Below are 26,000 nucleotides of genomic sequence, written 5' to 3'. Positions count from 1 at the left end.
CCCATGAGCACTGAACAGAAGTCGGCCTACGCGGCCGCCGGCGTGGACATCGACGCCGCGGACCGGTCGATCGACCTGATCAAGGAATGGGTCGGCAAGACCACCCGCTCCGAGGTGATCGGCGGCCTCGGCGGGTTCGCCGGGCTGTTCGACGCCTCCGCCCTGAAGCGGTACGACCACCCGGTGCTGGCCACCTCGACCGACGGCGTCGGGACCAAGGTGGCGATCGCGCAGGCGATGGACGTCCACCACACGATCGGGTTCGACCTGGTCGGCATGGTGGTCGACGACCTCGTCGCGTGCGGCGCGGAACCGCTGTTCATGACCGACTACATCGCCTGCGGCAAGGTCGTACCGGAGCGGATCGAGGCGATCGTCAAGGGCATCGCCGAGGCCTGTGTCGCGGCCGGCTGTGCCCTGGTCGGCGGCGAGATCGCCGAGCATCCGGGCCTGCTCGAGCCGGACGCGTACGACGTCGCCGGCGCCTCCACCGGTGTCGTCGAGCGCTCCAAGATCCTCGGGCCGGACCGGGTCCGCCCGGGCGACGCGGTGATCGCGATGGCCTCCTCCGGCCTGCACTCCAACGGCTACTCGCTGGCCCGCAAGGTGCTGCTGACCGACGCCGGCTGGGCGCTCGACCGCGACGTGCCCGAGCTCGGCCGCACCCTCGGCGAGGAACTGCTCACCCCGACCAAGGTGTACGCCCTCGACTGCCTGGCCCTGCTGGACGCGGTCGAGGTACACACCTTCGCCCACGTCACCGGCGGCGGCCTGGCGGCCAACCTGGCCCGGGTGATCCCGGACCAGGTCCAGGTCACGGTCGACCGGTCCAGCTGGACGCCGCAGCCGGTCTTCGATCTCATCCGTGAGATCGGCGACATTTCGGTCCCGGATCTCGAGGCGACGCTCAATCTCGGTGTCGGCATGATCGCCGTCGTCCCGGCCGATGCGGCCGACGCATCGCTCGCCGTACTCGCCGATCGGGGCGTCCAGGCCTGGGTTTGCGGGGAGACCGTGGCCGCCGATCCGGCCGTCGCCGGAGAACGCGTCTCACTGACCGGGAATCACCGCCGGAGGTAAGCGGTGTCCGGACTCCGAATCCGGCGCGCGGGACAACGGCCCTCAGGTTGGCGGTGTCCCGACCATTGGGTAGCCTGTCTGTCACGACATGACCGACTTGAGCCCGCGGCTTAGTCCGCCGGCAGACACATGCGAGGGGGTCGACCCGATATGGGGCGCGGCCGTGCGAAGGCGAAGCAGACGAAGGTAGCCCGCGAGCTGAAATATCGTCCGGTGGATATGGATATTTCTTCGCTCGAGCAAGAGCTTCGTAGCGATCCTGGGGGTCATGTACCTCCGGGCTACGAGGACCTGGCTACCGAGTACGACCAGGACTCCGACTCCAATTCGGACGGCTTCGGGGATCTCCGCAAGTCCGGATGATCCCGCGGACGACCGGCCTGGCCGGTCTACGTTGAGCCCATGAGTCACGACCCTCGGCCCGGCCCGGGCGGCGCTGGCCCGTACAGCCACGGCCCGCAAGGACCCGGCGAGCCGGGACCCGAACCGTTCGGCACGGCACCGATGCCGTCGCTGTCCCAGGGTGACGAGCGGCTGTGGGCGACGGTTGCGCATCTCTCGATCCCGGTCTTCGGGTTCGTCGGCCCGACCATCGTGTGGTTCGCGTTCGCCCACCGCAGCGCCTGGCTGCGGGAGACGACCGCGGAGGCGCTGAACTTCTCGATCCTCTACACGATCGCGCAGGTCGTCTCCACGCTGCTGATCGTGATCTTGATCGGGGTCCTGCTGGTGCCGCTGGTCGGGATCGCCGCGGTGATCGTGTGCATCCTGGCGACGATGGCCGTCCATCGCGGTGAGCAGTACCGTTATCCGGTGAATCTGCGGATCGTACGGTAAGTGGGGCGCGGGCGATGACGGGCTGGCGTCCGGACGTCCTGGACGGCTACGAACGACTTGATCTCGAACTCCCGGGCGCCGAGCTGGCGATCGGCGAGGCGCCGGACACCGAGCTGGTCGGCACGCTGGTCCGCCGGCTGCGGCCGGGCCGGCGGTCCCGGGTCGCCGTGCTCTATGTCCACGGCTGGAACGACTACTTCTTCCAGACCCACCTGGCCGACGCGCTGATCGCCCTCGGCTACGACTTCTACGCCGTCGAGCTGCGCCGGTACGGACGCAGTCTGCGGCCCGGTCAGCTGGCCGGCTTCGTCTCCGATCTCGACCACTACGACGCCGAGCTGGACGCCGCCAGCGCGGAGGTGCTGGCCGAGCACGACCACCTGGTGCTGATGGGCCACTCGACCGGTGGGCTGGTCGCGAGCCTGTGGGCGGAGCGGCATCCGGAACTCCTGTCGGCGCTGGTGCTCAACTCGCCGTGGCTGGACCTGCAAGGCTCCTGGGTGGTCCGGGCGCTCGGCTCGCCGGTGATCGATGCGATCGGCGGCCGGCGGCCCACGGCGACCCTGCCGCTGCCCGACCGCGGCTACTACGCCCGGACGCTGCACCGCGGCCTCGGCGGCGAATGGGACTACGACCAGACCTGGAAGCAGTCGCCGTCGCCGCCGGTCCGGGTCGGCTGGCTGCGGGCGATCCTGCGCGGCCACCAGCGGATCGCGGCCGGGCTCTCGCTGACCCAGCCGATCCTGGTGATGGCGGCCGGGCGGAGCGACTTCGGGCTGCGCTGGAAGGAGACGTTCCTGGAGGCCGACATCGTGCTCGACGTCGACCAGATCGTTGCCCGGGCGCCGAAGCTGGGCCGGCAGGTGACCGTGTTGCGGTTCGACGGCGGCATCCACGATCTGCTGCTGTCCGCCGAGCCGGTCCGGACGACGGTGCTGGACGAGCTCGGCTACTGGCTCGGGGCGTACGGGCCCGGGTCCGAGGCGCCGCGAGACCGACGCCACAGGGTGGCCCAGGAATCCGGCCCGGCCCGGACTGGTTGACTATGAATATGACCGAGATGCCTCATGTCGTGGTGTTGGGGGCAGGATTCGCTGGGATTTCGGCGACCGCCGAGCTGGCGAAGTCGGGATTCCGGGTGACCCTTGTCGATCATCACCCGTACAACACGTTCCAGCCGTTGCTCTACCAGGTGGCCACCGGCGGGCTGAACCCCGGCGACGTCACGTACTCGCTGCGCTTCTTCGCCGCCCGGCGCCGCGGGGTACGGTTCCGCCGGACCATGGTGACCGGGATCGATCATGATCATCGGGCGCTGCTCTGCGCGGACGACCTGCGGATCCCGTACGACTACCTGATCGTGGCGACCGGGGTGACCACGAACCACTTCGGCATCCCCGGCGCCGCCGAGTATTCGATGTCGATGTACACCCGCGCCGAGGCGCTCCGGGTCCGGGACACGATCTTCGGCGGCCTGGAGACGATCGCCAGCCACACCGATCCCGCGACCGGCCCGGGCCGGTTCACCGTGGTCGTCGTCGGCGGTGGCGCGACCGGCGTCGAGATGGCCGGGTCGCTCGCCGAGCTGCGCGACAACGCGGTGCGGACCGTCTATCCGGAGCTGGACCCGGCGATGGTGCACGTGGTGCTGGTCGAGATGGGCGACGCCGTGCTGGCGCCGTTCGACGACTCGCTGCGGCAGTACGCGCTGCGCGAGTTGATCAAGCGCGGCGTCGACGTACGGCTGAAGACGGCGATCACCCAGGTGCACGCGGACCGGGTCGACTTCGCCGACGACACCTCGATGGCGGTCGACCTGGTGATCTGGGCGGCCGGGGTGGCCGGCGACAAGGGCCTGGCCGACTGGGGTCTGCCGCTAGGCAAGGGTGGCCGGATCGAGGTCGAGCCGGACCTCCGGGTGATCGGCCAGGAGCGGATCTTCGCGGCCGGCGACATCGCCCTGATCGTGCGCGACCCGCAGGCTCAGCTGGCCCAGCCGGCGATCCAGGAGGGCAAGCACGCGGCCCGCCAGATCGCGCGGCTGCACCGGCACGAGCTGCCCGAGCCGTTCGCGTACCACGACAAGGGCACCATGGCCACGATCGGCCGGGCCGACGCCGTGATGCAGCTGCCGATCGGGGTGAAGGGCCGCGGCCTGATCGCCTGGCTGGTCTGGATCGCCGTCCACATCGTTTCGCTGCTGGGCAACCGGAACCGGGTCCAGACCATGATCAATCTGATCTCCCGGTACGGCGGCCCGAAGCGGTCCGGGGCGATCGTCGGCGACGTGCTCGACACCCCCGCCCGGAAGAAGGCGATCGAGGGCTCCTGAGCCCGGGATCTCCCTGATTTCAGGTGACCGGTGGCCGGGTAGGCTGCCCGCATGGCTCCGCTGGACGACGATGACGATCGCGTTCTCGATCATCTGATCGACGGTGGATTCCTTACCCCGAGCGAGATACGGACGGCGCTTTTCGACGAGTATCTGGACGGCAACGTCACCGACCAGGAACGGGCCACGATCGGCGCCGAGATCGACCGCCGGGTGGCGGAGGCGGAGTTGAAGCAGCGCGACTGGATCGGCCCGACGGCGTTCGAGCGGTTGGACCGCGCCTTCGCCCGGCTGAACCGGACCGATCAGGTGGTGGCGGTGCACAACGCCGGCTACACCCGTGACGCGGCGATGGAGTTGGTGGCGGCCGAGTGCAAGGACCGGGGCGGTTCCCGGGCCGGCGTCCTCGGCGGCGTCTACTACACCGAGCAGGACCTCGAGACTGCACTGGACACCCGGGTGCTGCGGCTCGGCTACTTCGCGGTCGGCCCGGACCCGGCGACCTGTGACGCCGGGATCGCCCGGATGATGCCGAAGGTGCTCAGCCGGCTGATCGCTGAGGAGCTGCCGGCCACTTGGAACGGCGACCAGCGGAGCAAGATCGACATTGCTCCGCTGGACTGGACGAAGCGGCTGCCGGGCACCGGCCCGGCCGCCGCTCCTCGGCCGGGACTGCTCGGCCGCCTGTTCGGCACCGCATAGGCGGGGCCTCAGTTGATCTTGCGTCGGTAGATGACGATCGCGAAGGCGTACGCGATCACGAGGATGCCGACCAGCCAGGCCAGGGCGACCCAGATGTCGCTGCCGACGGGCTGCTGCTCGAACAGCGCCCGGATCGTGTTGACCACCGAGGTGACCGGCTGGTGCTCGGCGAACCAGGCGACCGGGCCGGGCATCGACGCGGTGGGTACGAACGCCGAGCTGATGAACGGCAGGAAGATCAACGGGTAGCTGAACGCGCTCGCCCCGTCGACGGACTTGGCCGACAGCCCTGCGATCACGGCGATCCAGGTCAGCGTCAGGGTGAACAAGATCAGGATTCCGGCGACGGCGAGCCAGGCCAACGGCGAGGCGCCGGTACGGAAGCCCATGATCAACGCCACCCCGATGACCAACGCGACCGAGACCAGGTTCGCGGCCAGCGAGGTGAGCACGTGCGCCCAGAGCGCGCTGGACCGCGCGATCGGCATCGACTGGAAGCGTTCGAAGATGCCGCCCTGCAGGTCCAGGAACAGCCGGTAGGAGGTGTAGGCGATGCCGGACGAGATCGTGATCAACAAGATCCCGGGCAGCAGGTAGTTGACGTAGGACGTGTCGACGCCGGTGTTGATCGCGCCGCCGAGCACGAACACGAAGAGCAGCATCAGTGCGATCGGGGTGACCGCGGTGGTGATGATCGTGTCCGGGCTGCGCAGGATGTGGCGCAGCGAGCGACTGGTCAGGACGCCGGTGTCGGCGAGAACGTGCGTGGTCATCAGGATTCCTTCGCAGAAGAGCCGACCAGGGTCAGGAAGACGTCCTCGAGCGAGGGCTGCTTCTCGACGTATTCGACCTTGGCGGGCGGCAGGAGTTGCTTGAGTTCGGCGAGGGTTCCGTTCTGGATGATCGTTCCCTCGTGCAGGATGGCGATCCGGTCGGCGAGCTGTTCGGCCTCGTCGAGGTACTGGGTGGTCAGCAGCACGGTGGTGCCGCCGTCGGCGAGTTGCTTGATCGTCTGCCACACCTCGATCCGGCCCTGCGGGTCCAGCCCGGTGGTCGGCTCGTCGAGGAAGATGATCGGCGGGTCGCCGATCAGGCTCATCGCGATGTCGAGCCGGCGGCGCATGCCGCCCGAGTAAGTGGCCGCCTTGCGCTTCCCCGCGTCGGTCAGCGAGAACCGCGCGAGCAGGTCGTCGGCCACCGCGGCCGGGTTCTTCAGGTGGCGCAGCTTGGCGATCAGGACGAGGTTCTCCCGTCCGGTGAGCACCTCGTCGACGGCCGCGAACTGGCCGGTCAGGCTGATCGACTCGCGGACCTCGCCGGGCTCGGTGGCGACGTCGTGGCCGTACACCGTGGCGTTGCCGCCGTCGGCCTTGAGCAGGGTGGACAGGATCCGTACCAGCGTGGTCTTGCCGGCGCCGTTGGAGCCGAGCAGCGCGAAGATGCTGCCGGCCGCGACCTCGAGGTCGACGCCGCGGAGCACCGGCAGGTCCTTGAACGACTTCGTGATGCCCTGGACCCGGATGGCGGGGTCCCGGAGGGCGGGAGCGATCGTCCCGCCCTCCTGGCTGTTGGTGGTGGTCATCATCGGCCGGCCGGTACGTCGGCGCGGTCGACGGCCTTGGTCAGGCGCTTCCGCTCCTTGGCGACCCAGCCGCCTCGGGCGTAGTCCTGCAGGAAGGCGTCGAACACGACGGGGTTGTCGCCGGCGATCTCGGAGATCAGCCGCTCCCGCTCCTCGGCGGACAGGCCGCCGTCGGTGTACGGCTGGAGGTAGGCCTTGACGAAGGTCACCGGGTTGTCGCCGACGATCTCGCGGACCGGGGTGCCGGCGGCGGCCGCCTGCTCGAACCGGGTGGCGAGGTTCTCGAACGCGGTGGCCGCCTGGTCGGCGTCGGCGGGGCCGAACCGGAGCAGGTAGCGCTCCAGCGCCTTGATCGTCCTGCGGTACGGCTCGGGCAGCTGCCGGGTCCGAGCCTTGTAGGCCCGCCAGCGCCGCTTGTCACCGATCACCTTGGTGGTGAACTCTGCGATGGTCGTGGTCATGATCGTCTGCCGTTCTCTTCGGGGTGGTGGGCGGGTGTTCCGCCTCCGTGACCCCTAGATTTCCGGCACCGCCTGTCACCGACCTGACACTGACCTGACATCGCCCGCGGCCGGGCTGTCACCGGGTGGGTTCAGAGGTAGCGCAGGGCGATCGCCGCGGCCTCGGAGCCGTACGACGGGCCGTGCGAGACGGCGTGCACGAGCAGCGGGTGCAGCTGGTGCAGCCCGATCAGCTGCCGCCAGCCGAGCGGCAGTTCGGCGGCCTCCGCGTACGCGGCCAGGATCGTGTCCAGGTGCGGTGCGCCGAACAGCGCGAGCATGGCCAGGTCGGTGATCCCGTGCCCGCCGTGCGCGGCCGGATCGATCAACACCATGCCGTCGGCCGTGCTGACCAGGTTGCCGGACCAGAGATCGCCGTGGATCCGGGCCGGCCGCCGCGAGTCGTCGAAGTCCCCGGCCGCGATCCGCTCGGCGACCCGCTCGATCACCCGCAGTTGTTGTGCCGTGAGATGGTCGAGATCCCGCGCGGCCCGGGCGTACGGCAGCATCCGCTGCTCCGCGTAGAAGCGCCCCCACTGCCGCTCCGGCCGGAGCCGAAGCCGCTGCCGCCCGATGTACCCGTCGCCGTCCCAGCCAGGAGGAGGAGCGCCAAAACTGTCGGCCCCCGCCCGATGCGTCCCCGCCAGCGCCGTACCGAACGCCGAGGCCGCAGCGAGCGTAGGCGGCGAGGATTCGAGCCGAGCCACCGTGATTTCGGTGGGCCCGACACTGAGTACGGGGACAACGGCCGCGGAGCCGGCCTCGGCAAGCCACCGAAGCCCGGCAGCCTCGACCGCGAAGAAGTCGTCAGGCGCCTCAGCCCAGTGCTTCCGGAAATGCGATGCCAAGATCATCCCGGAGGACATTACCCGCACAGACTGATCCCTCCCATCGACAGGAGGGTCGGGCCAATCAAACCAACCCCAGCGGGACGCAACTCACCGGAACGTGGGGGCCTGCGGGGGCTCGGCCCCCGCAACAAATGACGACGGGCCCCCGGGAAGGTGGCATCTGCCACCGAACACGCGGAGGGCTCGGAGTGGCCAGGGCCGGGGTCGAACCGGCGACCTTTCACTTTTCAGGCGAACGCTGCTACCAACTGAGCTACCTGGCCATGGCCGGCGCCTGAGCCGGCCGCCAGCCGTTGGCGGTGCCGCCGTTTCCGGCAGCACCACCCTCGCGACCCCGACGGGACTCGAACCCGCGACCTTCGCCGTGACAGGGCGACGCGCTAACCAACTGCGCCACGGGGCCTAGAGGAACACCTTCAAACTTGGTGCCCGCGAAACTATAACGCACGCCTGCCCGGGTTCGCCAAATGCGTTCTGAGACGACGAGCGAGGCACTCAGGCCAGTGTGCCACGGAGCATCGTGTCGCCGGAGGGACCGGGGTGGCCGTTGACCAGCTGGTAGCTGACTTCGACGGTCGGAAAGGCGCTGAGATCGACGCCCGGCGGTAACGGGAATCGGCGCTCGTCGCCGACCATGGCGCCGAGCGGGTAGTAGCCCTGGCCGTCCTTGCTGACCAGCCAGAGCTGCCGGTAGCCGTCCCGCGGCGGTGGCGTGGCGATCTGCGCGATCACGTACCGCTCGCCCTGCGGGGTCACCTCGACGGTGACGCTGCCGCTGGCGGTCGGCCAGTCGGCGGTCGGCTGCAGGGCCGCACTGGAGATCACGGTCGGCTGGGGTTGCCACCAGCGGCCCCAGCCGAGGCCGAGGCCGGCGCCGACGGCGAGTCCGAGCAGCAGCGTGAGCAGGGGGACGAGCCAGGTCCGGCGACCGTTGCGGTTCGGTCTCAGGCCCGGTGTCGCGGCTTCCGGCCGGGTGGCCAGCTGTGGGGCGTCCAGGTCCGGGGCCTCCAGTTCGCGGGCCGGCCGGGCGGGCGGTCGCGCCGGGGGCGTGTCGTCCTCGGTCGGGGTGGTCAACTTCGCGGCGTCTCCTCGGCTGGCGCGGTCCGGTCCGAATCGCCGTCGGTGATCGTCAAACGGACCCCGAACCGCTGCACTGCCTGATGGTAGGCACCGATCCGGTCGGCTCGCCACCGGGATCCACGGTTTCGTGGACCCGGCTGGTCCGTCCGGCTTCGTGCCGCAGGGGTTCGGAATAGACCAAGACCGGGTGGCCGGGTCGCCAGATCGGCTTCCAGGCATGGATTTCGTACCGGAGCGTCAGCGCAGTGGTCTAACCCAACCCCCGAAGTTCCCTGGTCAATCCGATGCCGGATCGGGTCCACTTGCGTCATGAGACGACGTCGGATCACGGCCGCTGCGGTCGTGGTCGCAGGGCTGACCCTGCTGGCCGCCTGCGCCGGTGGCACCCCCGAACCGGGTGGCCCCACGACGATCACCTTCTGGACCCACACGCATCCGCCGATGATCGAGGTCTACCAGAAGTTGATCACCGAGTACGAGAACGAGCATCCCGGCATCAAGATCGATTACCAGACGATCCCGAACAACGAGTTCGGCACCAAGATGCTGACCTCGCTGAGCAACGGCACCGGCCCGGACGTGATCAACATGGACGACTCCGCGCTGCGTGGTGAGTACATCACCAAGGACCTGGTCGCCCCGATCGATCCGGCCGCCGTCGGTGCCGGGTCGGTGGACGAGATCAAGAGCCGGTACGTGCCCGGCACGCTGGACGGGGCCGCGGGGCCGGACGGCCGGCTGTACGGCCTGCCCAGCGAGTTCAACGGCACCGCGCTGGCGATCAACACCCGGCACTTCGCCGACGCCGGCCTGGACCCGGACGACCCGCCGGCGAGCTGGGACGAGGTCGCCGAGGCAGGGCAGCAGCTGATCGCCGCCGGGCACACCCAGGCGTTCAGCTTCCTCTACCTGCATTCGGGTTGGTACAGCCAGCAGTTCCAGACCCTGCTCGGGCAGGCCGGCGGTGTCCTCGCCGACGGTGATCATGGTGCTCTTGATCAACCGGCCGCGAAGCGGGCCCTGCAGACCTGGGTCGATCTCGCCGGCGGCAGCCGGAGCACCGCCGATCCGAACCAGACCAGCCGCGAGGCGACCGTACCGTTCCAGGACCTGGCGACCGGCCGGCAGTCGATGGCGATCGTCTACCCGTGGGCGATGGATCAGATCGCCGAGACCAACCCTGACGTGTACAAGCAGCTGAAGGTGGTGCCGCTGCCGCAGCTGGACGCGGCGGCGCCGGCCAACCGGGTGTACGGCTACTACTGGGCCGTCAACCGGGCCAGCCGGCAGCAGCCGGAGGCGTGGGCGTTCATCGACTTCCTGGCCGGCCGGTCGGACGACTTCCTAACCGGGACGAACTTCGTCCAGCCGGTGGTCGGCTGGGACAAGACGCCGGCCGCCCGCAAGATCGACTTCATCGACGTCTGGTCGGCCGCCTACCCGACCGGGCGGTTCGACCAGGTCACGCCGCACTACGCGGAGGTGCAGGACGCCCTGACCACGATGGTGAACGCCGCCGTCTTCGATCAGGTACCGGTCGACCGCGCGGCCGCCGAAGCCACCGAGGCGATCACCCGGATCCTGCAGAACTGATGCACTCCTCGTTCAGTGGGTTTCGCCGGCGGCGGCACCTGATCGGGTTCGCCCTGGCACTGCCGGCCCTGGTGCTGTTCGGCGTCTTCGCGATCTACCCGATCGGCCAGGTGTTCGTGCTCAGCCTGTTCGACTACAGCCTGACCTCGCCACCCGAGTTCGTCGGCCTCGGCAACTTCGCCTTCCTGGCCGGGGATCCGCGGTTCGGGCAGGCCCTGCTGCAGACGGTGATCTACGCCGTCGGCACCTATCTGCCGGCCCTGGTGCTGGCGCTGGTCCTGGCTCAGGGCCTGGTGCTGCGGATGCCCGGGATGGGCCTGGTCCGGCTGCTCTACTTCCTGCCGCTGGCGGCCAGCTGGGTCGCGGTCTCGATCATCTGGCGGGTGGTGCTGCACCCGGACGGGTTGCTCAACACCGTGCTCGGGCTCGACGTGAACTGGCTGACCAGCTCCAGCACCGCCCGCTGGGGGCTGGTGATCATGAGTGTCTGGAAGGAGACCGGCTTCTTCCTGATCTTGTTCCTGGCCGGGCTGCAGTCGGTCCCGCGGGACGTGTACGAGGCCGCCCGGCTGGACGGAACCACGGCCTGGCAGCGGTTCTGGCATCTCACCCTGCCGCTGCTGCGGCCGATCACGGTGGTCTGCGCGATCATGGCCGTGCTGCGCGGCTTCCAGTCGTTCAGTCCGCAGGTGGTGCTGACCGGCGGATCCTTCGGCACCGAGGTGATCAACCTGTTCGTCTACAAGACCGCGTTCGAGAGCTCCCGGATGGGCCGGGCCTCGGCGGTCGCGGTGCTGATGTTCTTCCTGCTGCTGACCCTGGCGCTGGTCCAGCTGCGAGCCCTGCGGCGGAAGGACTGATCATGACGCTGCGCCTGCCGACCAAGATCATCGTCCTGGCCGTCTGCCTGTTCGGCGGTCTGCTGGTCGTCTCGGTCCTGCTGTACGCGGTGCTGATCGCGTTCAAGTCGCCGGGGGAGGGATTCGGTGCCGGCAGCCCGTGGTGGCCGGAACGGTTCCAGTGGGGCAATCTGCTGGCGCCGTTCCAGGTCGCGCCGTTCGCCACGTACTTCCGGAACAGCATCGTCGTCGGGGTTGCGGTGACGGTACTGAACGTGATCACCTGCACCGCCGCCGGCTACAGCTTCTCCAAGTTCACCTATCCGGGCCGGACCGCGGCGTTCGTCGTCGTCCTGGCCACCCTGATGGTGCCGCTCGAGGTGCTGTACGTGCCGCTCTATCACCTGGTCTACCGGCTCGACTGGGTGGACAGCTTCGCCGGCTTGATCATCCCGGCCGCGACGAGCGCGTTCGGCATCTTCCTGATGAAGCAGTCGATCGACTCGGTCCCGGACGAGCTGCTCGAGGCGGCCCGGCTGGACGGTGCGGGGGAGCTGCGGACGCTGGTCTCGATCGTGGTGCCCGGGGTGACCGCGCCGATGAGCGCGCTGGCCCTGTTCATCTTCATGTCCAACTGGGACAGCCATCTCTGGCCGTTGCTGGTGGCCTCCGACGATGATCACCGGACGCTGCCGGTCGGCCTGGCGGCGATGCAGGCGAACCAGCTCGGCGACACCGGGGTCCCGGTGATCGTCATGGCGGCGCTGCTGGCCCTGCTGCCGACGGTGTTGCTGTTCCTGGCGCTGCAACGACGCTTCGTCAGCGGTATCGCGATGACGGCGGGAATCAGGTGAGTCGGATGCTGCTGGCCAGTGCGGCCATGACCGTGATCACTCCGGGTCGGCCGGGCCCGTTGTCCGGGTACGCGGCGCGGGACGGGGCCCTGAGCACGGGCACCCACGACGACCTCGTGGCCGGCGCCGTCTGGCTCCGGTCCGGTCCGGCCGATGCCGGTCTGATCTGGCTCGCCCTCGACGTGATCGGCGTGACGCCGGTGTTGCGGGACGCCTGCCGGCGCCGGCTGGCGACGGTCTTCGACCCGGTCCCGGAGTTGATCATGACTGCCTCGCACACGCACGGGGCGCCGTCCGGCTGGGTCGGCTCACTCCATCCCGGACACCCGGCCGACGTGGACCAGGACGCGGTCGCGGAACTGGCGGACCGGCTGACCGGCTTGTTCCGCACCGTTCATGATCAACCCGCCGCCGAGGTACGGCCCACGTTCGCCGAACGCCCGGTGACCGGAATCGGCAGCAACCGGCTGGACCCGGCGGGGCCGTACGACGCAACGGCCGGGATCCTCACCCTGCAACGGATCTCGGACGGTACCCTGGCCGCTGTGATCATCGATCACGGATGTCATCCCACGGTGCTGCCGGCCGCCAACCTTGAGCACACGGCGGACTGGCCCGGCGCCTGCCGGCGAAGGGTTGCCGCGGGCCTGCCGGGCGAGCCGCCGGTGCTGTTCCTGCAGGGCGCCGCCGGTGACATCAGCACCCGCTTCGTCCGGTCCGGGCAGACGTTCGCGGAGGCGGACCGGATCGGCGGCCGGCTGGCCGAGCAGGTGCTCCAGGGCCCCGACGCCGTACCGGTCGACGGGCCGCCGATGATCATCCGGAGCGGGCTGCTGGTGCCCGGCCGGTCCGTACCCGATCATGATCAGGCCCGGGCCGAGATGGCCGAAGCGGAGGCGGCCCTGGGCGCGCTGTCCGACGAAACCGATCATGGTCTGCTGCGGATCGCGCAGACCCGGCTGGACGGGGCCCGGGTGCTGGCCGACCTGGCCGAGGCGGAGTTGCCGGACCGCTGGACGCTGCCGATCACGGCGGTCGCGCTCGGCGACCTGGCCTGGATCCACCTGCCGGTCGAGCCGTTCGCCTCGCTGGGGCTGCGGATCAAGCGGGCGAGCCCGTACCGGCACACCAGGGTGATCGGCTACGCGGACGGCTACTTCGGCTACCTTGCGGATGCGGAGGCCATCGCGAACGGCAGCTACGAGGCACTGAGCAGCCTGTTCGACGAGGCCGGGGCCGAAGCCGTCGTGGCCGGAGCCCTCGCCCTGCTGTCCACCCTCCACCGACAGGCACACCCATGAACTATGACTATCCCGAACTCGCCAGGACGGCCATCGACCGGCTGCTCGCCGAGGAGTCGGAGCGGATCGATCAAGCCTCCGACCTGATCGCCGCGGCGCTGCTGGACGACGGCGTGCTGCAGGCGTTCGGCACCGGCCACGCCCGGCTGGTCGTGCACGAGATGGCCGGCCGGGCCGGCGGACTGATGCCGGTCAACCTGGTCCGGATCCAGGACCTGGTCTTCTTCGGCGACCGCGCCCCGGCCAGCCTGCTCGACCCGACCCTGGAACGGGACCCTTCCCTGGCCGCCGACGTGCTGAGGCTGGCCGCGCCGCGGCCGGGCGACCCGTGGCTGATCGCCTCCAACTCCGGGATCAACGGCTCCGTCGTCGAGCTGGCCCGGCTGGTCCGCGAGGCCGGCCATCCCGTGGTCGCCGTCTGCTCGCTCGCGCACAGCAGTGCGGTGCCCAGCCGGCACCCGAGCGGCCTCCGTCTGCCCGACCTGGCCGACGTCGTGATCGACACCGGAGCCCCGGCCGGCGACGCCGCCCTCGAGCTGACCGACGGCACCAGGATCGGCGCCCTGTCCAACCTGGTCGGCGTCGTGATCGTCCAGCTGCTCACCGAGGGCATCGCCCGCCGGATGCTCGCCGCCGGCGTCACGCCGCCGGTCTACCGCTCGATGAACCTGCCCGACGGCGACCAGGCCAACGCCGCCCGGCTCGCCGCGTACGGGACCCGGATCCGCCCGATCGAGCCCTAGGAGGGCGGCCAGATCGTTCCCTGAGCCTGTCGAAGGGCCAGACCCGAGCCGCCCTGCGCTTCCGACCGGCGGTTGTCGGGTCCGGCGCGTAGCGTGACCGGCATGGCCTACGACGAGGAACTGGCGCGGCGGATCGGGGCTGCGCTGGCGGAGTATCCGGAGCACGCGGCGGACGTGACCGAGCAGCGGATGTTCGGCGGCCTGGCCTTCCTGCTCCGCGGCCGGATGGTCGCCGCCGCCAGCGGCCGCGGCGGACTGATGCTGCGCTGCGACCCGGCCGAGACCGACCAGCGGGTCGCGGCCGGCGCCGAGCGGATGGAGATGCGCGGCCGCGAACTGGACGGCTGGCTGCTGGTCCCCGAGCCGCTGATCGCGGGCGAGTCCGAGCTGGCGACGTGGGTCGCCGTCGGTGTCGCCTACGCCGCCTCACTGCCACCCAAGAAGAAGTAGCGTTTCAGGGGATGCTCGAAGCGCCGCCCGACCTCACCGCCGAGCTGATCTTGGCGACACTGCGTGAGCACTGGGGCCTGGCCGCAACCGAGGCGGAGTACGCGGCGATCGGGCACGGCAGCCACAACTGGACGGTGCGCACCGACGACGGGACGAAACTGTTCGTCAAGGCGGACCGGGCCGAGCCCGCCTTCCGCGAGTCCGCCCACCAGACGGCGGCCGAGCTGCGGGACGGGGGCCTGGACTCGGTGCACGCCGCGATCCGGAGCCGCTCCGGTGAACTCAGACGCCAGGTCGGACCCTGGAAGCTCACCGTCTTCCCCTTCATCAACGGTCGCAACCCCGACTTCGCCGACAGCGCCCAACGTTGCCGGATCGCCGAGACCATCGGCCGACTGCACAGCTGCCCTCCCATGCCCAACGCGCCACGTTGGGCTCCCGGTCTCTGGAGACCCGAACTCGATCGGCTCATGGCCGCCGGACTCGACGCCCCCTGGGATTCGGGGCCCTACGCCGCCCGAGCCCAAGCCCTGTTCCTGGCCGGCCTACCCGGCGTCCGCGAGCTACTGGAACTCCACGACAGCCTCAGCGCTCGTCTCGCCGCCTCGGACCAGGCCTGGGTCATCACGCACGGCGAGCCGCACGGCGGCAACACCATGCTCGACGACAGCGGACAGCTCCGGCTGATCGACTGTGACGACCTGATGGTTGCGCCCCGAGAACGGGACCTGTGGCTCCTCCTGTACGTCGCGCACGACCGGCGCCGTGCCGACGACGACAGCGAGATCCTCCGGGCCTACCAGCGCACCGCCGGCCCGGCCGCCCCGCGCCGTGACGTGATCGAGCTGATCCGCGCCGACTGGCACCTGAGCGAGATCTCGGCCTACGTCCACGACTTCAGCAGGCCCCACCACGACACCGAGGATCACGCCGCCCACTGGCGCACGCTGAACAGCTATCTCCCGGTCAGCCAGAACTGGCCGCCGTCACCAGGACGCTTCAGCGAGATCTAGTCTCGTGTGCCCTATGTGTGGCCCGAACTGGATCCGAGTGGGACACGTCTGGCAATGGTGGCGTTGCTGCTCTCGACTTGGGAGTCGGGGACTGACAGCCCCGATCGTAGAGTTGCGGTGGTGACCGAGATTCGCGCTGTCGGCTTCGACCTCGACGGGACACTGTTCGACCATCTGAACTCAGCGACTGCTGGCGTGAACGCCTTCCTCCGCTCACTCGGCGTCGAACCAACCGACGCTATCCGGACGCTGTGGTTCTCCGCCGAAGAGGCCGGCTACGAGCAGTGGCGATCCGGACAGATCAGCTTTCAAGAGCAACGCCGATACCGACTCAACCTTGTCCTCCCCGCTGTCGGTATCGCGCCCCCGGACAACCCAGCAGGACTCGACATGCTGTTTGCGGAGTACTTGCGTGAGTACCGGGCGGCTTGGAGGGCATTTCCGGGTGCTGCGGATGTCCTCATTTCGTTGCGAGCCAGCGGGATACGTCTCGGCGTCCTGACGAATGGGAGCCAGGAACAGCAGGTCGACAAGTTGCAGGCGATCGGCCTCCAGGGTCTGGTCGACGTCGTCTGCACCGCCGAAGACCTCGGCGTCTGGAAACCGGACGAACGCGCGTTTGAGGTCCTAGCCGGGAAGCTCGGCGTGACTCCGGCCGAGTGCTTGTTCGTCGGTGATCACCCTGAGCAGGACGTCGCCGGTGCGATGTCGGCCGGCATGCATGCCGTCCTGGTCGACCACTACGGGGAACATGCCGTGGGTCTGAAGGCCGTCATTGACGAAGGGATCGGGGGCCGGTGAACGATTTTTCACTGGGCTGTGGTGGCGACGGGATCGGATTTGTCTGATGCGGAACTCGGCGTCATGAGGTCAGCAAGGACCGCGATGGCTGTTCCCGGACGGAACTGAGGCGGCTGTCGACCGGCTCGACAATCTGCTCGGCAGGCCATAACCGTGTCTCAAGTGTGTCCGCCGCGTTGACCACCGGAAGGTAAAGCGGCCCCGACCCGGCATTTTGCCTGGTCAGGACCGCTTGCTCCTGGCATCCCCAACGGGATTCGAACCCGCGTTGCCGCCTTGAAAGGGCGGTGTCCTAGGCCACTAGACGATGGGGACTCGGACCGGAAAACTGTAGCCGGAACCGCGCCCGCAACCCAAACCGGTTCCCTCCCACGGTGCCCGTGCCGGGATTCTGTTACATGGTTGGCACTCCGGCTCCCTTGTCTGCTAACGCCGTGATCGTTGATCATGAAATACAGAGTTGGATCCATTCCGGGGGCCTGTGTGTCGGGCACCTCGTCGGGAGGGGGTCATCATGGACGATCAACGCTCCGGCTCGATCGAGATCGCTCCACTGCAGTCCCAGGGATCGCTGTACGGCTTCGTGGTCTCGGGCCGCTGGCCGGAGGACGTGGTGGAGTGGTCCAAGGTGCTGATCCTGGCCGTTCAACTGGCCGCGGTGCCCGGTCTGGTGCCGACGACCACCGTCTACCGGGTCCGCGAGGACAAGCCGGATCTGACGCCGACCGCCGTCGGGCTGGTCATCGCCGAGGGCTCGCTGATCGGCGACGACGCGCTGCAGCCGGGTCAGTTCGCCGGCGAGGAACAGCCGCCCGGGCTCTTCGTACTGCATCCGCCGGCGCAGACCATCCCGACCGTACGTGATCATGACGTCGCGTCGGGGTGCGTGTTCCTGCCCGGCTTGCCGTACCTCGGACTTGATCACCGGGCGGCCTGGGTCGAGGCCGACATCGAGGGCACGGTGACCCACCTGGTCAGCCGCGGTGATCTTGATCCGAACACGGACGCCGACACGGCCGCTCTGGCGATGCTGCTCGCCGCCTGAACCCTCCGTGCCCTGAGCCTGTCGAAGGGCTTTGGTCAGCCGACCCGGGCGGCCGCGGCGTCGACGGTCTGGGCGAGCAGGGTGGCGATGGTCATCGGCCCGACGCCGCCCGGCACCGGGGTGATCCAGCTGGCTCGCTCGGCCGCGGCGGCGTATTCGACGTCGCCGACGTTGCCCGGGTTGTAGCCGCCGTCGACGACCACGGCGCCCTCCTTGATCCAGTCGCCCCGGATCAGTTCCGGCTTGCCGACCGCCGCGACCACGACGTCCGCGGTACGGACCACCTCGGCGAGGTCGCGCGTCTTGGAGTGGCAGTAGGTGACCGTGGCGTTGCGCTCCAGCAGCAGCAGGCCGACCGGCTTGCCGAGGATCGGGCTGCGGCCGACGACGACGGCGTGCTGCCCGGCCAGCGGCACCTCGTACGCGTCGAGAAGGCGGATGATGCCGCCCGGGGTGCAGGACTGGAAGCCGGGCCGGCCGAGGCCCATCGCGGCGAACGAGGCCATGGTGACGCCGTCCACGTCCTTGGCGGCGCCGATCGCCTCGAAGACGGCCGGCTCGTCGACCTGGCTCGGCACCGGGTGCTGCACCAGGATCCCGTCGACCGTGTCGTCCGCGGCGAGCGCCTCGACCTGGGCCACGACCTCGGCCGTGCTGCTGGTGTCCGGCAGCACGATCCGGCGCGACTCGAGCCCGTACTTCCGGGCGCGGGTGCCCTTCATCTTCACGTACGTCACGGAGGCCGGATCCTCGCCGACCAGCACGGTCACCAGGCAGGGCTTGCGACCCAGTTGCTCGGTCAGCTTGGCCGCGCGTTCGGCGGTCTCGTCGAGCAGGGCTTGCGCGGTGGCGGTTCCGTCGAGGATGCGTGCGGTCACGCCGTTCATTATGGCCCGGAACGGAATCCAACCCGCAGCTCGGTGTGAGCTACGGGCTGGATGATCCGTGGCGGAGGTGGTCCGGGTCGGGCTACAGCACCTCGTACCTGACCGGGACGACCCCTGCGGAGATTCCACCGATGACCTTCATCGCCGCGGTGGAGAGATCGAGACAACGCCCCTCGATGTACGGCCCGCGGTCGGTCACCGGGACCGTCACCGTCTTGCCGTTGTTGAGGTTGGTCACCTTGACCTTGGTGCCGAACGGCAGCGACTTGTGGGCCGTGCTGAGCTTCGACGGGTCGAACCAGCCACCGGTCGCCGTCACCTGAGGCTCGTCGTAGAACGAGGCCTTGCAGGTGCCCTGCTTGCCGGAGTCCTCGGACTTGCCCGAGTCTTCCGACCCACCCGCATCGCCGGACTTCTCCACGTTGCCCGAGCCGCCGGCCGACGGGTGGCCGGACGAGAAGGTGGTGACGTGGACGTGGTCGTAGTGGTTCGCCGAGTCGCCGCCGCGGTCGGCCATCCAGCGCCAGCCCTCGTCGTTGCGCTCGATGTTCCAGATCCGCTGCTGCCAGATCAGGTAGTTGATCCCGTACGTCTTGTGGTTCTTCTTCAGCCAGGAGGCGATCTCGTCGCCGAGCGCCTTGCCGGAGGAAGTGCCGTACTTCGGGATCATGATGTCGATCGCGCGGCCGTCCCGGTGCTCCGCGTTCCAGGAGCCGGGCGACACCCCGTAGAAGGTCTTGATCTGCGGGAACTTCTCCAAGATCGCGCGATGGACCTTGATCGTGTTCGCCTGCAGGCCCTTCTCGTCGGCGTAGTCGCCGGCGTCCATCGACGGGCCGCTGTCGTCACCGGAGTCGTCCGAGTCGTCGCTCTTCGGCTTCGACTTCGACAGGTACTTGGCGGTGACCCAGCGGACGGCGTTGTCGTAGATCACCTGGGCGCGGCCGTTCTGGGTCACGCCGGTGATCTTGAGCTTGGTGCCCTTCGGGACATCGCCGAGGTCCTTGAAGGTGTCCGAGCTGCTCGACCTGATCATGAGTTCAGTGGTCGCGTACCGGGTGCCGACCACCTTCGGCAGCTTGGGCACCACCGGGGTGTTGACCTTGGTGTTGGACAGGTACTTGGCGGTGACCCAGCGGACGGCGTTGCCGTAGATGATCTGCGCGCGGCCGTTCTGGGTGGCGCCGGTGACCTGGAGCTTGGTGCCCTTCTTGACCTCGGTGATGATGCCGAAGTCTGCGTCCGACGTGGTCCTGATCAACAGGTCGGCGGTCGCAGTCCGGGTGCCCGTGATCTTGGGCAGCCCGTTCGAGCTGGCCAGGTACTGGGTGCTGACCCAGCCCTTGCCCTGGCTCAGGGCGACCTCGGCGAAGCCGCGTGAGGTCTTGCCGGTGAGCGTCACCTTGATGCCCTCGGGCAGGGTGGTGACGCGATCGTAGGAGAGCCCAGGGCCCTTGCGTACGTTGAGATCCGTGGTGGTGATCTTGACGCTGCCGGTGTTGATGTCACCGGGCGCCGGCAGATCCGACTCCTTCTCCAGGTACTTGCTGGAGATGTAGGCGACGTTGCCGTTGAACCGGACTTTGGTCCAGCCGTTGCTGGAACCGAGAGCAGTGATCGTGCCGCCCCGGTACAGGCCGCCGATGATCGATTTCGAGGTGCTCGGGCCGGACCTGATGTTGACCCCTTCGGTGGCGGTGGCCTGCCAGCCGGCCTCGGCCGGTTGCGTCCCCAGCAGGCCGACCACCACGCCCGCCGTTACGGCGAGGGCCGACACGGTCTTGACCGCGCGGATGGTGATACTCACGGACTCTTCCTCCTAAGGCGGCCTTCCCGGACCGTCTGAACGGAACCCCTGGTGACGCTGTCACCTGCGTCCCCCAAGTCACGCCAGTAACAACAACCCCAAGCTGCGCAGGACTTTAATCTCGTAACATCCGTCACGGCAAGTGGTTGAGTAGGGATCTAAGGTTGATTTCAAGTCGACACGCCGTCAGCGGGTCAAAAATCACACCGGTGTTATTCCGCCCTGACCAGCGATGGAACCCCTCTGCAGGTGGTCGCTACGCTCTCCGTACGGGCGTGCCGGAACCCTCAGGGAGAACTCGAACCGGCAGCAGAAGCCTGAGAAAGTACGGCGACGCGAGAGGTGGGGCGTGGCGATCGACCTGTCGACCGAGCGGTTCGAGGAACTGGTGGCGCTCGCCCTCGACGAGATCCCGCCCGAGCTGGCCGCCCTGATCGACAACTGCGTGATCCTGGTCGAGGATGACCCGCCGCCGGAGGAACCGGACCTGTTGGGGCTCTATGACGGCATCCCACTGACCGAGCGCGGCACCGACTACGCCGGCGTGCTGCCGGACCGGATCTTCATCTTCCGGCGGCCCACCCTGGCTATTTGCGACACCCTCGACGACGTCGTCGAGGAGGTCCACATCACCGTGGTGCACGAGATCGCCCACCACTTCGGCATCGACGACGACCGCCTACACGCCCTCGGCTACGCCTGACACCCCAACCCCAACTCCGCCGACCGGGCACAAACGCAGGCCTTCTGGCGGCGTGTCGGTGCCGAACTGCCCAGTCGGTGGGAGGGCGGGTGCGATCAGGAAGGGCGCAGTACCGGGCCGGCTGGGCACGCCGTGGCCCGACGAAACGTTCCCGCGGGAACGTCAGCTGGTCTGGCGGTCCAGGCGGCGCAGCTCGGTGAGGGCGCGTTCGACGGCGGCCGGGTCGTCCGAATCCAGGGCGCGGACCAGGCGCTTGATCTCGGCCGGCGCGATGCCGTGCCGCCGGGCGGCACGGAGGTTGGCCGGCGTGTCCAGGTCGAAGGACAGCACCACGTCGGCCTCGCGGCGGAGCTTCGCGTCCCGAGTCTCCCGCGGCTTGGCGGCCGCGGTCCGGCTCAGGCTGGTCGGGTCGAACGGGGAGCCAGTCAGGGCCGGGCCGAACAGCGCCGCGTAGCCCACGTTGCCGTCCCGATTCGGATGGTACGACTCCTCGATCGGGTTGCTCAGGCCGTTGATCCACTCCGGGTCATCGCAGACCGCGTGGCCGTCGAACGAGGATCGCGGGTCGACGAACGCGAAGCCGTGGCCGGCGGCCTTGGCGGCGATGAGTTCGTCGAGGTTGTCGGAGCCGGCGTTGAGCGCGGACTGCTCGGAGGGGCTGAAGAACGTGGCCAGGTTGCAGTCCTCGCCGTTGAAGATCCACGGGTAGCCGCCGATCGCCACGGTCGCGTTGGGTGCCGCGGTCGCAATGGCAGTGAACAGCGAGTCGTACCGGCCCGGAAGCTGGTTGGCGATGACCGCGTTCCCGTCGGCGATGGCGCCCTCGCAGTCGCTCAGCCAGCCGGGCTGGGCACATTCGGTGATGACGTCGGCGAAGTGCGCGTCATTGCCGCCGATGGTCATCGAGACATGCGCGGTGCCGCTGCTCAGTGCCTGCAGCTGGTTCGCGGCGACGTCGGCGGTGACCGCGCCGCTGCACGCCTGATAGCTCAGGGCGAGCCCGTACGTGTCCGCGATCAGGGCCGGATAGCCGTACGGGGACCGGTAGCAGTCGTCCTGCTTGTCCCGGGTGCCGACACCGGCCGAATAGGAGTCGCCGAGGGCGACGTACTGAGGAGCGACCGCTTGCGCGGGCGTGACGCCCAGTGAACTCACCAGGGCGGCCAGGACTGTGGTGGCGGCGGCGACGATCGAGCCCCGCAGAAGCTTCGATGGAATCACCCTTGCGATCCTGGCAGATCCTTACCTGATGTGGAAGACCTGTGCAAAGTCTTGGCCGACTGTTCGCCTGGTCGATCCGCGACACTAGCCGAGCAGGATGTAGCTCGTCGCACCCAGCGCGATGATCATGACCAGCAGGGTCAGCCCGGCTACCGTACGGCCGTCGGTGGCCAGCCGGTTCGTGTGCCAGGTGGCGTTGTTGATCTTGTAGCGGAGGCCGGACAGCCAGCCCAGCCCGCCTGCGACGATGATCGCCACCGCGGCGACCATGATCGCCAACGCCGGCGACTCGCCGAACACCAGCCGGGCGATGATCAAGGCGCAGGCCAGGCCGGACAACGTCGTGCGCTGCCAGGCCAGTGAGGTCCGTTCGTTCTGCAGCCCAGGGTCCGTCGGCATGATCGGCTACTGGAGCACGACGACGACCGCGACGACCGCGACCACGGCGATGCCGACGGCGATCAGGGTGAGCAACGGCGACGACGGCAGCGGCAGTTTCAGGCGGAGGGCCCGTTCGTTACGGATCCACCGGGTCAGCCCGCCGACGCCGCAGGCCAGGCCGCAGGCGATCAGCGCGATCGCTGCCACCCGTACCTCAAGGTGGACCGGGCCGCCGATCCCGGCGATCGCCATGACGCCGACGCCGCCGGCCAGAAACCCCAGTGCGGTACGGATCCAGGCCAGAAAGGTCCGCTCGTTGGCCAGCGTGAACCGAGGATCGGGCTCCGTGCCGACACCGTAGACGTGGCGCGGCCAACGGCGGTCCGGCTCTCCGGACGGCGGTTCGGTCACGCTGTGATCCTAGTGGTGGGCGCTCCGGCGCTACTTCTCGGCTGCGACGACGACGTGGCTCACCTTGGCCTCGGCGACCCAGCGCGCGCAGCGGCCGAGCGCGTCGTCCGGGAGGTAACCGGCCCGCAGATCTCCCGCCGGCGTCACGGTCGCGCCGGTGGCCTCGGCGGCGGCCGCCAACGCCTCCGCGTCCCCGATCACGGCCAGGACGCCGAGCATCCGGCGAATCCGGTTCACCTCCAGCGTCTTCCGTACGTCAGCGGCGAACTCGGGTGCCATGATCACCAACGAGCCGCGGGCGGCGATCGTCCGTTCCAGGACTCCGAGCAGCTCCCGTACCGAATGAATGGGGTCGGCGCAGAGCAGCACCCGTGGCGCGTCCAGCACGCTCCAGTCGCTCTCCTGGTCCGTGACGAAGTGGTCCGACGCCCGCCGGACCGGCAGCGTGACCGTCGCCGGATCCTTGATCAACGCGGCGAGTTCGGTGCGCTCGTTCGCTGACAGCTCGGTGCTCGGGGCGTGCTCCGGCGGGCGGTGCGCCTCCAGGTCGTTCAGGTAGTGCGGCGACGCCGCGTCCGGGGAGAACCGCGGGATGTCCCGCTTCGGCGGCGACGCCAGCTGATCGAGGGCGTGCCGGCGACGGCGGCGGTCGGAGACTGCGCCGTAGACGATCACGGCGACGCCGATCACCGCGACCACGACCAGCCCGAGGATCCAGGAATCCATGCCCGTCAGCCTGCCACGGGTCGGCTCGATTACAGTCTGATCATGAGTGAGACGGTGCGCATCGGTTCGAGGCTCGTGGCGACGGGGCACTACCAGCCGGAGCGGGTGCTGACCAACGACGAGATGGCGACGATCGTCGAGACCTCGGACGAATGGATCAAGCTGCGCACCGGCATCTCCACCCGACGGATCGCTCGCGACGACGAGACCGTGGTCGATCTGGCCGAGGCCGCCGGCCGGGACGCCCTCGACTCCGGCGAGATCACGGCCGACGAGATCGATCTGGTGATCGTCGCCTCCTGCACCTCCGATCAGCGCTCGCCGAACACGGCCGGCCGGGTGGCCCAGCGGCTCGGTCTGAACGGGCCGGCGATCATGGACATCAACGTGGCCTGCTCCGGGTACGTCCACGCGCTGGCCGTCGCCGACCAGGCGATCCGGGCCGGCTCGGCGACGACGGCCCTGGTGATCGGGGCGGAGAAGCTGTCGGAGTTCACCGACTGGACCGACCGGACCACCTGCGTCCTGGTCGCCGACGCCGCCGGCGCGATGATCTTGCAGCGCACCGACCGGCCGACGGTCAGCGACGTCACCTGGGGTTCGGTGCCCGAACTCGCCGATGCGGTACGGATCGAGCCGCCGACCGGAAAGTTCGCCCAGGAAGGGAAATCGGTCTTCAAGTGGGGCATCTCGGCGGCCGAGGGGCTGGCCCGGAAGAGCGTCCGGCGGGCCGGCTACGAGGTGTCCGAGATCGGCGTCTTCGTCAGCCACCAGGCCAATCTGCGGATCATCGAGCCGCTGGCCCGCCAGCTCGGCCTGACCGACGCGATCGTTGCGACCGACATCAGCGCCTCCGGCAACACGTCCGCCGCGAGCATCCCGCTGGCGTTCTCCAAGCTGTACCGGGCCGACGAACTGCCGGCCGACACCCCGACCCTGTTGTTCGGCTTCGGCGGCGGGTTCGCCTACGCAGGCATGGTGATCCGTACTCCGGAGAAGTGAGCCGGCCCGGGATCTAGACCCGGCGGGCCAGGTGGAGCACCAGGTCGCTGACGAACTCGATCGTGTCCGGCATCACCGACCGGACCCGGTCGAAGATCAACTTCCGCTGCTCGGGTTCGATGATCAGGAAGCGGGACTGGGTCCCGATGTGGCCGATGAAGTCGTCCCGGCTGAACTGGAGCCGGCGCGGGATGGTGTGTTCCTCGATCGCCCCGAACCGGGGATCCTCCGCGATCTCGTTCGCCGGCCAGGCCCAGCCGACCCGGTCCACCGGATTCAGCTGGGGACCGGCGTGCGGGTCGGCGTCGTCGCCGATCGCCTGCTGGAACCGGGCCCGGACGTCCGGATCGGCGAGCTCGAGTTCGCCGCCGAAAAAGGCGGCCGTGCCGCCGGCCGGCAGGATGGTGGCCAGTCGGTCCCACCGGGTGGCGGGGTCGGTCCAGTGCCAGGCGGCGGCCGCGTAGACCAGTTCGACCCGGCCGGCCAGGTCGTCCAGGGACAGCTGCTCGAACGTTCCGACCACGGTCCGTACCGGTAGGCCGGCGGTCTGCTCGCGGAGTACGTCGAGCATTCGCGGGTCCGGCTCGCTGGCGATCACGCTGATCTTGTGCGCCGCCACCACCCGGGTCGCCTTCCCGGTCCCTGCGCCCACCTCGAGGGCGGTCCGGATCGGCAGCTCCGCGTAGTCGATGATCTTGGCGACCAGGGAATCGGGATAGCCGGGGCGATGCCGCTCGTAGCCGGGCGCGTCGGCACCGAAGGTCAGGGCGCGGGTGGTCATGCAGCCATCCTGACCCACCCGTCAACCATTTTTCCTGCGCTGGCTAGAATGGGCCGATCCCTGGCGGAGGTGATCATGATGGGCGAATCCTGGATCGACGCACAGATCCGTGAGGCACAGGAGCGCGGGGACTTCGACGATCTGCCCGGTGCCGGCAAGCCGATCGAGGGACTCGGGCGCCGGCAGGATCCCGACTGGTGGCTGAAGGGCTATCTGAAGCGGGAGAAGCTGGACATGCCGCTGCCGGAGACGCTGGCCCTGCGCAAGGAGATCGAGAAGCTCTCCGACACCGTCGCGGGAGAGCGCTCGGAGAAGGTGGTCCGCGAGATCGTGACCGACCTGAACGCCAGGATCGTCGATGCGCGGCGCCGCCGTACCGACGGGCTCAAGATCACGATCGCGACCCTCGAAGTCGATCCGATCGTGCAGGCGTGGCGGACCCGGCGGAAGGCCGAGGGCCGTCCCGTCCGGCCCTGAC

General features: G+C 69.1%; 30 protein-coding genes and 3 tRNA genes. 18 read left to right on the top strand and 15 right to left on the bottom strand.

Annotation, left to right across the window (positions count from 1 at the left end; all coding sequences use genetic code 11):
* Positions 1 to 3: 3 nt before the first annotated feature.
* The 6 genes from purM (at position 4) to ACFQU4_RS14525 (ending at position 4,951) form a co-directional block, all read left to right on the top strand.
* On the top strand, positions 4 to 1,080 hold the full coding sequence (purM, locus tag ACFQU4_RS14550; RefSeq protein ID WP_377492992.1) for a phosphoribosylformylglycinamidine cyclo-ligase: 1,077 nt from the start codon (positions 4 to 6) through the stop codon (positions 1,078 to 1,080).
* A 150-nt stretch (positions 1,081 to 1,230) separates the two neighbouring features.
* On the top strand, positions 1,231 to 1,443 hold the full coding sequence (locus ACFQU4_RS14545; protein WP_377492990.1) for a DUF3073 domain-containing protein: 213 nt from the start codon (positions 1,231 to 1,233) through the stop codon (positions 1,441 to 1,443).
* A gap of 39 nt (positions 1,444 to 1,482) precedes the next feature.
* A complete protein-coding gene (locus ACFQU4_RS14540) occupies positions 1,483 to 1,917 on the top strand; it encodes a DUF4870 domain-containing protein (RefSeq protein WP_377492988.1) in 435 nt (144 codons plus the stop codon).
* Between the two features lie 14 nt (positions 1,918 to 1,931).
* On the top strand, positions 1,932 to 2,960 hold the full coding sequence (locus tag ACFQU4_RS14535) for an alpha/beta hydrolase (protein WP_377492986.1): 1,029 nt from the start codon (positions 1,932 to 1,934) through the stop codon (positions 2,958 to 2,960).
* Between the two features lie 8 nt (positions 2,961 to 2,968).
* Complete coding sequence (locus ACFQU4_RS14530) at positions 2,969 to 4,249, top strand: NAD(P)/FAD-dependent oxidoreductase (RefSeq protein WP_377492984.1); 1,281 nt, start codon at positions 2,969 to 2,971, stop codon at positions 4,247 to 4,249.
* Between the two features lie 51 nt (positions 4,250 to 4,300).
* Entirely contained in the window at positions 4,301 to 4,951 is a 651-nt protein-coding gene (locus ACFQU4_RS14525; protein ID WP_377492982.1) for a DUF6891 domain-containing protein, read from the top strand.
* An 8-nt stretch (positions 4,952 to 4,959) separates the two neighbouring features.
* Here the strand turns inward: ACFQU4_RS14525 and ACFQU4_RS14520 are convergent, their stop codons facing one another.
* From ACFQU4_RS14520 to ACFQU4_RS14490, 7 genes are all read right to left on the bottom strand, one after another.
* Positions 4,960 to 5,724: an ABC transporter permease gene (locus ACFQU4_RS14520; RefSeq protein ID WP_377492980.1), complete on the bottom strand. Its 765-nt coding sequence runs from the start codon at positions 5,722 to 5,724 to the stop codon at positions 4,960 to 4,962.
* Positions 5,724 to 6,536: an ABC transporter ATP-binding protein gene (locus tag ACFQU4_RS14515; protein ID WP_377492978.1), complete on the bottom strand. Its 813-nt coding sequence runs from the start codon at positions 6,534 to 6,536 to the stop codon at positions 5,724 to 5,726. Before ACFQU4_RS14515 ends, ACFQU4_RS14520 begins: the two co-directional genes overlap by 1 nt.
* Positions 6,533 to 6,994: a DUF1048 domain-containing protein gene (locus tag ACFQU4_RS14510; RefSeq protein WP_377492976.1), complete on the bottom strand. Its 462-nt coding sequence runs from the start codon at positions 6,992 to 6,994 to the stop codon at positions 6,533 to 6,535. Before ACFQU4_RS14510 ends, ACFQU4_RS14515 begins: the two co-directional genes overlap by 4 nt.
* 131 nt (positions 6,995 to 7,125) lie before the next feature.
* Positions 7,126 to 7,887: a fructosamine kinase family protein gene (locus tag ACFQU4_RS14505; protein WP_377492974.1), complete on the bottom strand. Its 762-nt coding sequence runs from the start codon at positions 7,885 to 7,887 to the stop codon at positions 7,126 to 7,128.
* A 186-nt stretch (positions 7,888 to 8,073) separates the two neighbouring features.
* A tRNA-Phe gene (locus tag ACFQU4_RS14500) sits at positions 8,074 to 8,147 on the bottom strand.
* A 66-nt stretch (positions 8,148 to 8,213) separates the two neighbouring features.
* Positions 8,214 to 8,287 (bottom strand) — tRNA-Asp (locus tag ACFQU4_RS14495).
* 92 nt (positions 8,288 to 8,379) lie between these two features.
* Positions 8,380 to 8,958 (bottom strand): anti-sigma factor, encoded by a 579-nt coding sequence (locus ACFQU4_RS14490; protein ID WP_377492972.1) that lies wholly within the window; start codon positions 8,956 to 8,958, stop codon positions 8,380 to 8,382.
* A gap of 315 nt (positions 8,959 to 9,273) precedes the next feature.
* Between ACFQU4_RS14490 and ACFQU4_RS14485 the strand changes: the two genes are divergently transcribed.
* The 8 genes from ACFQU4_RS14485 to ACFQU4_RS14450 all read left to right on the top strand — a co-directional run bounded on the left by ACFQU4_RS14485 (position 9,274) and on the right by ACFQU4_RS14450 (position 16,558).
* Complete coding sequence (locus tag ACFQU4_RS14485; protein ID WP_377492970.1) at positions 9,274 to 10,557, top strand: ABC transporter substrate-binding protein; 1,284 nt, start codon at positions 9,274 to 9,276, stop codon at positions 10,555 to 10,557.
* Entirely contained in the window at positions 10,557 to 11,417 is an 861-nt protein-coding gene (locus tag ACFQU4_RS14480; RefSeq protein ID WP_377492968.1) for a carbohydrate ABC transporter permease, read from the top strand. The genes ACFQU4_RS14485 and ACFQU4_RS14480 overlap by 1 nt, the downstream gene beginning before the upstream one ends.
* A gap of 2 nt (positions 11,418 to 11,419) precedes the next feature.
* Positions 11,420 to 12,250 carry a carbohydrate ABC transporter permease gene (locus tag ACFQU4_RS14475; RefSeq protein ID WP_377492966.1) on the top strand — a complete coding sequence of 277 codons (831 nt, stop codon included), beginning with the start codon at positions 11,420 to 11,422 and terminating at the stop codon, positions 12,248 to 12,250.
* Between the two features lie 5 nt (positions 12,251 to 12,255).
* The gene (locus ACFQU4_RS14470) at positions 12,256 to 13,551 is read left to right on the top strand and encodes a hypothetical protein (protein ID WP_377492964.1); all 1,296 of its coding nucleotides are present in this window, start codon (positions 12,256 to 12,258) and stop codon (positions 13,549 to 13,551) included.
* Positions 13,548 to 14,294: a sugar isomerase domain-containing protein gene (locus tag ACFQU4_RS14465; RefSeq protein ID WP_377492962.1), complete on the top strand. Its 747-nt coding sequence runs from the start codon at positions 13,548 to 13,550 to the stop codon at positions 14,292 to 14,294. Before ACFQU4_RS14470 ends, ACFQU4_RS14465 begins: the two co-directional genes overlap by 4 nt.
* 102 nt (positions 14,295 to 14,396) lie before the next feature.
* The gene (locus tag ACFQU4_RS14460; RefSeq protein WP_377492960.1) at positions 14,397 to 14,744 is read left to right on the top strand and encodes a TfoX/Sxy family protein; all 348 of its coding nucleotides are present in this window, start codon (positions 14,397 to 14,399) and stop codon (positions 14,742 to 14,744) included.
* 11 nt (positions 14,745 to 14,755) lie between these two features.
* A complete protein-coding gene (locus ACFQU4_RS14455; protein ID WP_377492958.1) occupies positions 14,756 to 15,757 on the top strand; it encodes a phosphotransferase enzyme family protein in 1,002 nt (333 codons plus the stop codon).
* 120 nt (positions 15,758 to 15,877) lie between these two features.
* A complete protein-coding gene (locus tag ACFQU4_RS14450; RefSeq protein ID WP_377492956.1) occupies positions 15,878 to 16,558 on the top strand; it encodes an HAD family hydrolase in 681 nt (226 codons plus the stop codon).
* Positions 16,559 to 16,797: 239 nt separating this feature from the next.
* Here ACFQU4_RS14450 and ACFQU4_RS14445 read toward each other — a convergent pair.
* Positions 16,798 to 16,873, bottom strand: a tRNA-Glu gene (locus ACFQU4_RS14445).
* Positions 16,874 to 17,072: 199 nt separating this feature from the next.
* On the opposite strand from ACFQU4_RS14445, the gene ACFQU4_RS14440 reads away from it, so the two are divergent.
* Positions 17,073 to 17,603 carry a peptidase gene (locus tag ACFQU4_RS14440; protein WP_377492954.1) on the top strand — a complete coding sequence of 177 codons (531 nt, stop codon included), beginning with the start codon at positions 17,073 to 17,075 and terminating at the stop codon, positions 17,601 to 17,603.
* Positions 17,604 to 17,638: 35 nt separating this feature from the next.
* Here the strand turns inward: ACFQU4_RS14440 and ACFQU4_RS14435 are convergent, their stop codons facing one another.
* Positions 17,639 to 18,481, bottom strand: coding sequence for a bifunctional 5,10-methylenetetrahydrofolate dehydrogenase/5,10-methenyltetrahydrofolate cyclohydrolase (locus ACFQU4_RS14435; RefSeq protein ID WP_377492952.1), 843 nt, complete (start codon positions 18,479 to 18,481; stop codon positions 17,639 to 17,641).
* A gap of 91 nt (positions 18,482 to 18,572) precedes the next feature.
* Positions 18,573 to 20,297, bottom strand: coding sequence for an SH3 domain-containing protein (locus ACFQU4_RS14430; RefSeq protein ID WP_377492950.1), 1,725 nt, complete (start codon positions 20,295 to 20,297; stop codon positions 18,573 to 18,575).
* A gap of 349 nt (positions 20,298 to 20,646) precedes the next feature.
* Between ACFQU4_RS14430 and ACFQU4_RS14425 the strand changes: the two genes are divergently transcribed.
* Complete coding sequence (locus ACFQU4_RS14425) at positions 20,647 to 21,000, top strand: metallopeptidase family protein (protein WP_377492948.1); 354 nt, start codon at positions 20,647 to 20,649, stop codon at positions 20,998 to 21,000.
* A 162-nt stretch (positions 21,001 to 21,162) separates the two neighbouring features.
* Here ACFQU4_RS14425 and ACFQU4_RS14420 read toward each other — a convergent pair whose 3' ends face one another.
* From ACFQU4_RS14420 to ACFQU4_RS14405, 4 genes are all read right to left on the bottom strand, one after another.
* Entirely contained in the window at positions 21,163 to 22,221 is a 1,059-nt protein-coding gene (locus ACFQU4_RS14420; RefSeq protein ID WP_377492946.1) for a GDSL-type esterase/lipase family protein, read from the bottom strand.
* An 84-nt stretch (positions 22,222 to 22,305) separates the two neighbouring features.
* Positions 22,306 to 22,620, bottom strand: coding sequence for a DUF202 domain-containing protein (locus ACFQU4_RS14415; RefSeq protein ID WP_377492944.1), 315 nt, complete (start codon positions 22,618 to 22,620; stop codon positions 22,306 to 22,308).
* Positions 22,621 to 22,626: 6 nt separating this feature from the next.
* Positions 22,627 to 23,013: a YidH family protein gene (locus ACFQU4_RS14410; protein ID WP_377492942.1), complete on the bottom strand. Its 387-nt coding sequence runs from the start codon at positions 23,011 to 23,013 to the stop codon at positions 22,627 to 22,629.
* Between the two features lie 30 nt (positions 23,014 to 23,043).
* Entirely contained in the window at positions 23,044 to 23,739 is a 696-nt protein-coding gene (locus ACFQU4_RS14405; protein ID WP_377492940.1) for a hypothetical protein, read from the bottom strand.
* A 42-nt stretch (positions 23,740 to 23,781) separates the two neighbouring features.
* Between ACFQU4_RS14405 and ACFQU4_RS14400 the strand changes: the two genes are divergently transcribed.
* On the top strand, positions 23,782 to 24,741 hold the full coding sequence (locus ACFQU4_RS14400) for a beta-ketoacyl-ACP synthase III (RefSeq protein ID WP_377492938.1): 960 nt from the start codon (positions 23,782 to 23,784) through the stop codon (positions 24,739 to 24,741).
* A 13-nt stretch (positions 24,742 to 24,754) separates the two neighbouring features.
* Here ACFQU4_RS14400 and ACFQU4_RS14395 read toward each other — a convergent pair whose 3' ends face one another.
* Positions 24,755 to 25,522, bottom strand: a complete 768-nt coding sequence (locus ACFQU4_RS14395; RefSeq protein ID WP_377492936.1) for a class I SAM-dependent methyltransferase — start codon at positions 25,520 to 25,522, stop codon at positions 24,755 to 24,757.
* Positions 25,523 to 25,570: 48 nt separating this feature from the next.
* On the opposite strand from ACFQU4_RS14395, the gene ACFQU4_RS14390 reads away from it, so the two are divergent.
* Complete coding sequence (locus ACFQU4_RS14390; protein ID WP_377492934.1) at positions 25,571 to 25,999, top strand: DUF1992 domain-containing protein; 429 nt, start codon at positions 25,571 to 25,573, stop codon at positions 25,997 to 25,999.
* The last annotated feature ends 1 nt before the right edge of the window (position 26,000 follow it).

It is taken from the genome of Microlunatus sp. GCM10028923 (assembly GCF_042666975.1).
Taxonomy (GTDB): domain Bacteria; phylum Actinomycetota; class Actinomycetes; order Propionibacteriales; family Propionibacteriaceae; genus Microlunatus.
This window is presented reverse-complemented; position numbering and strand designations above follow the sequence as displayed.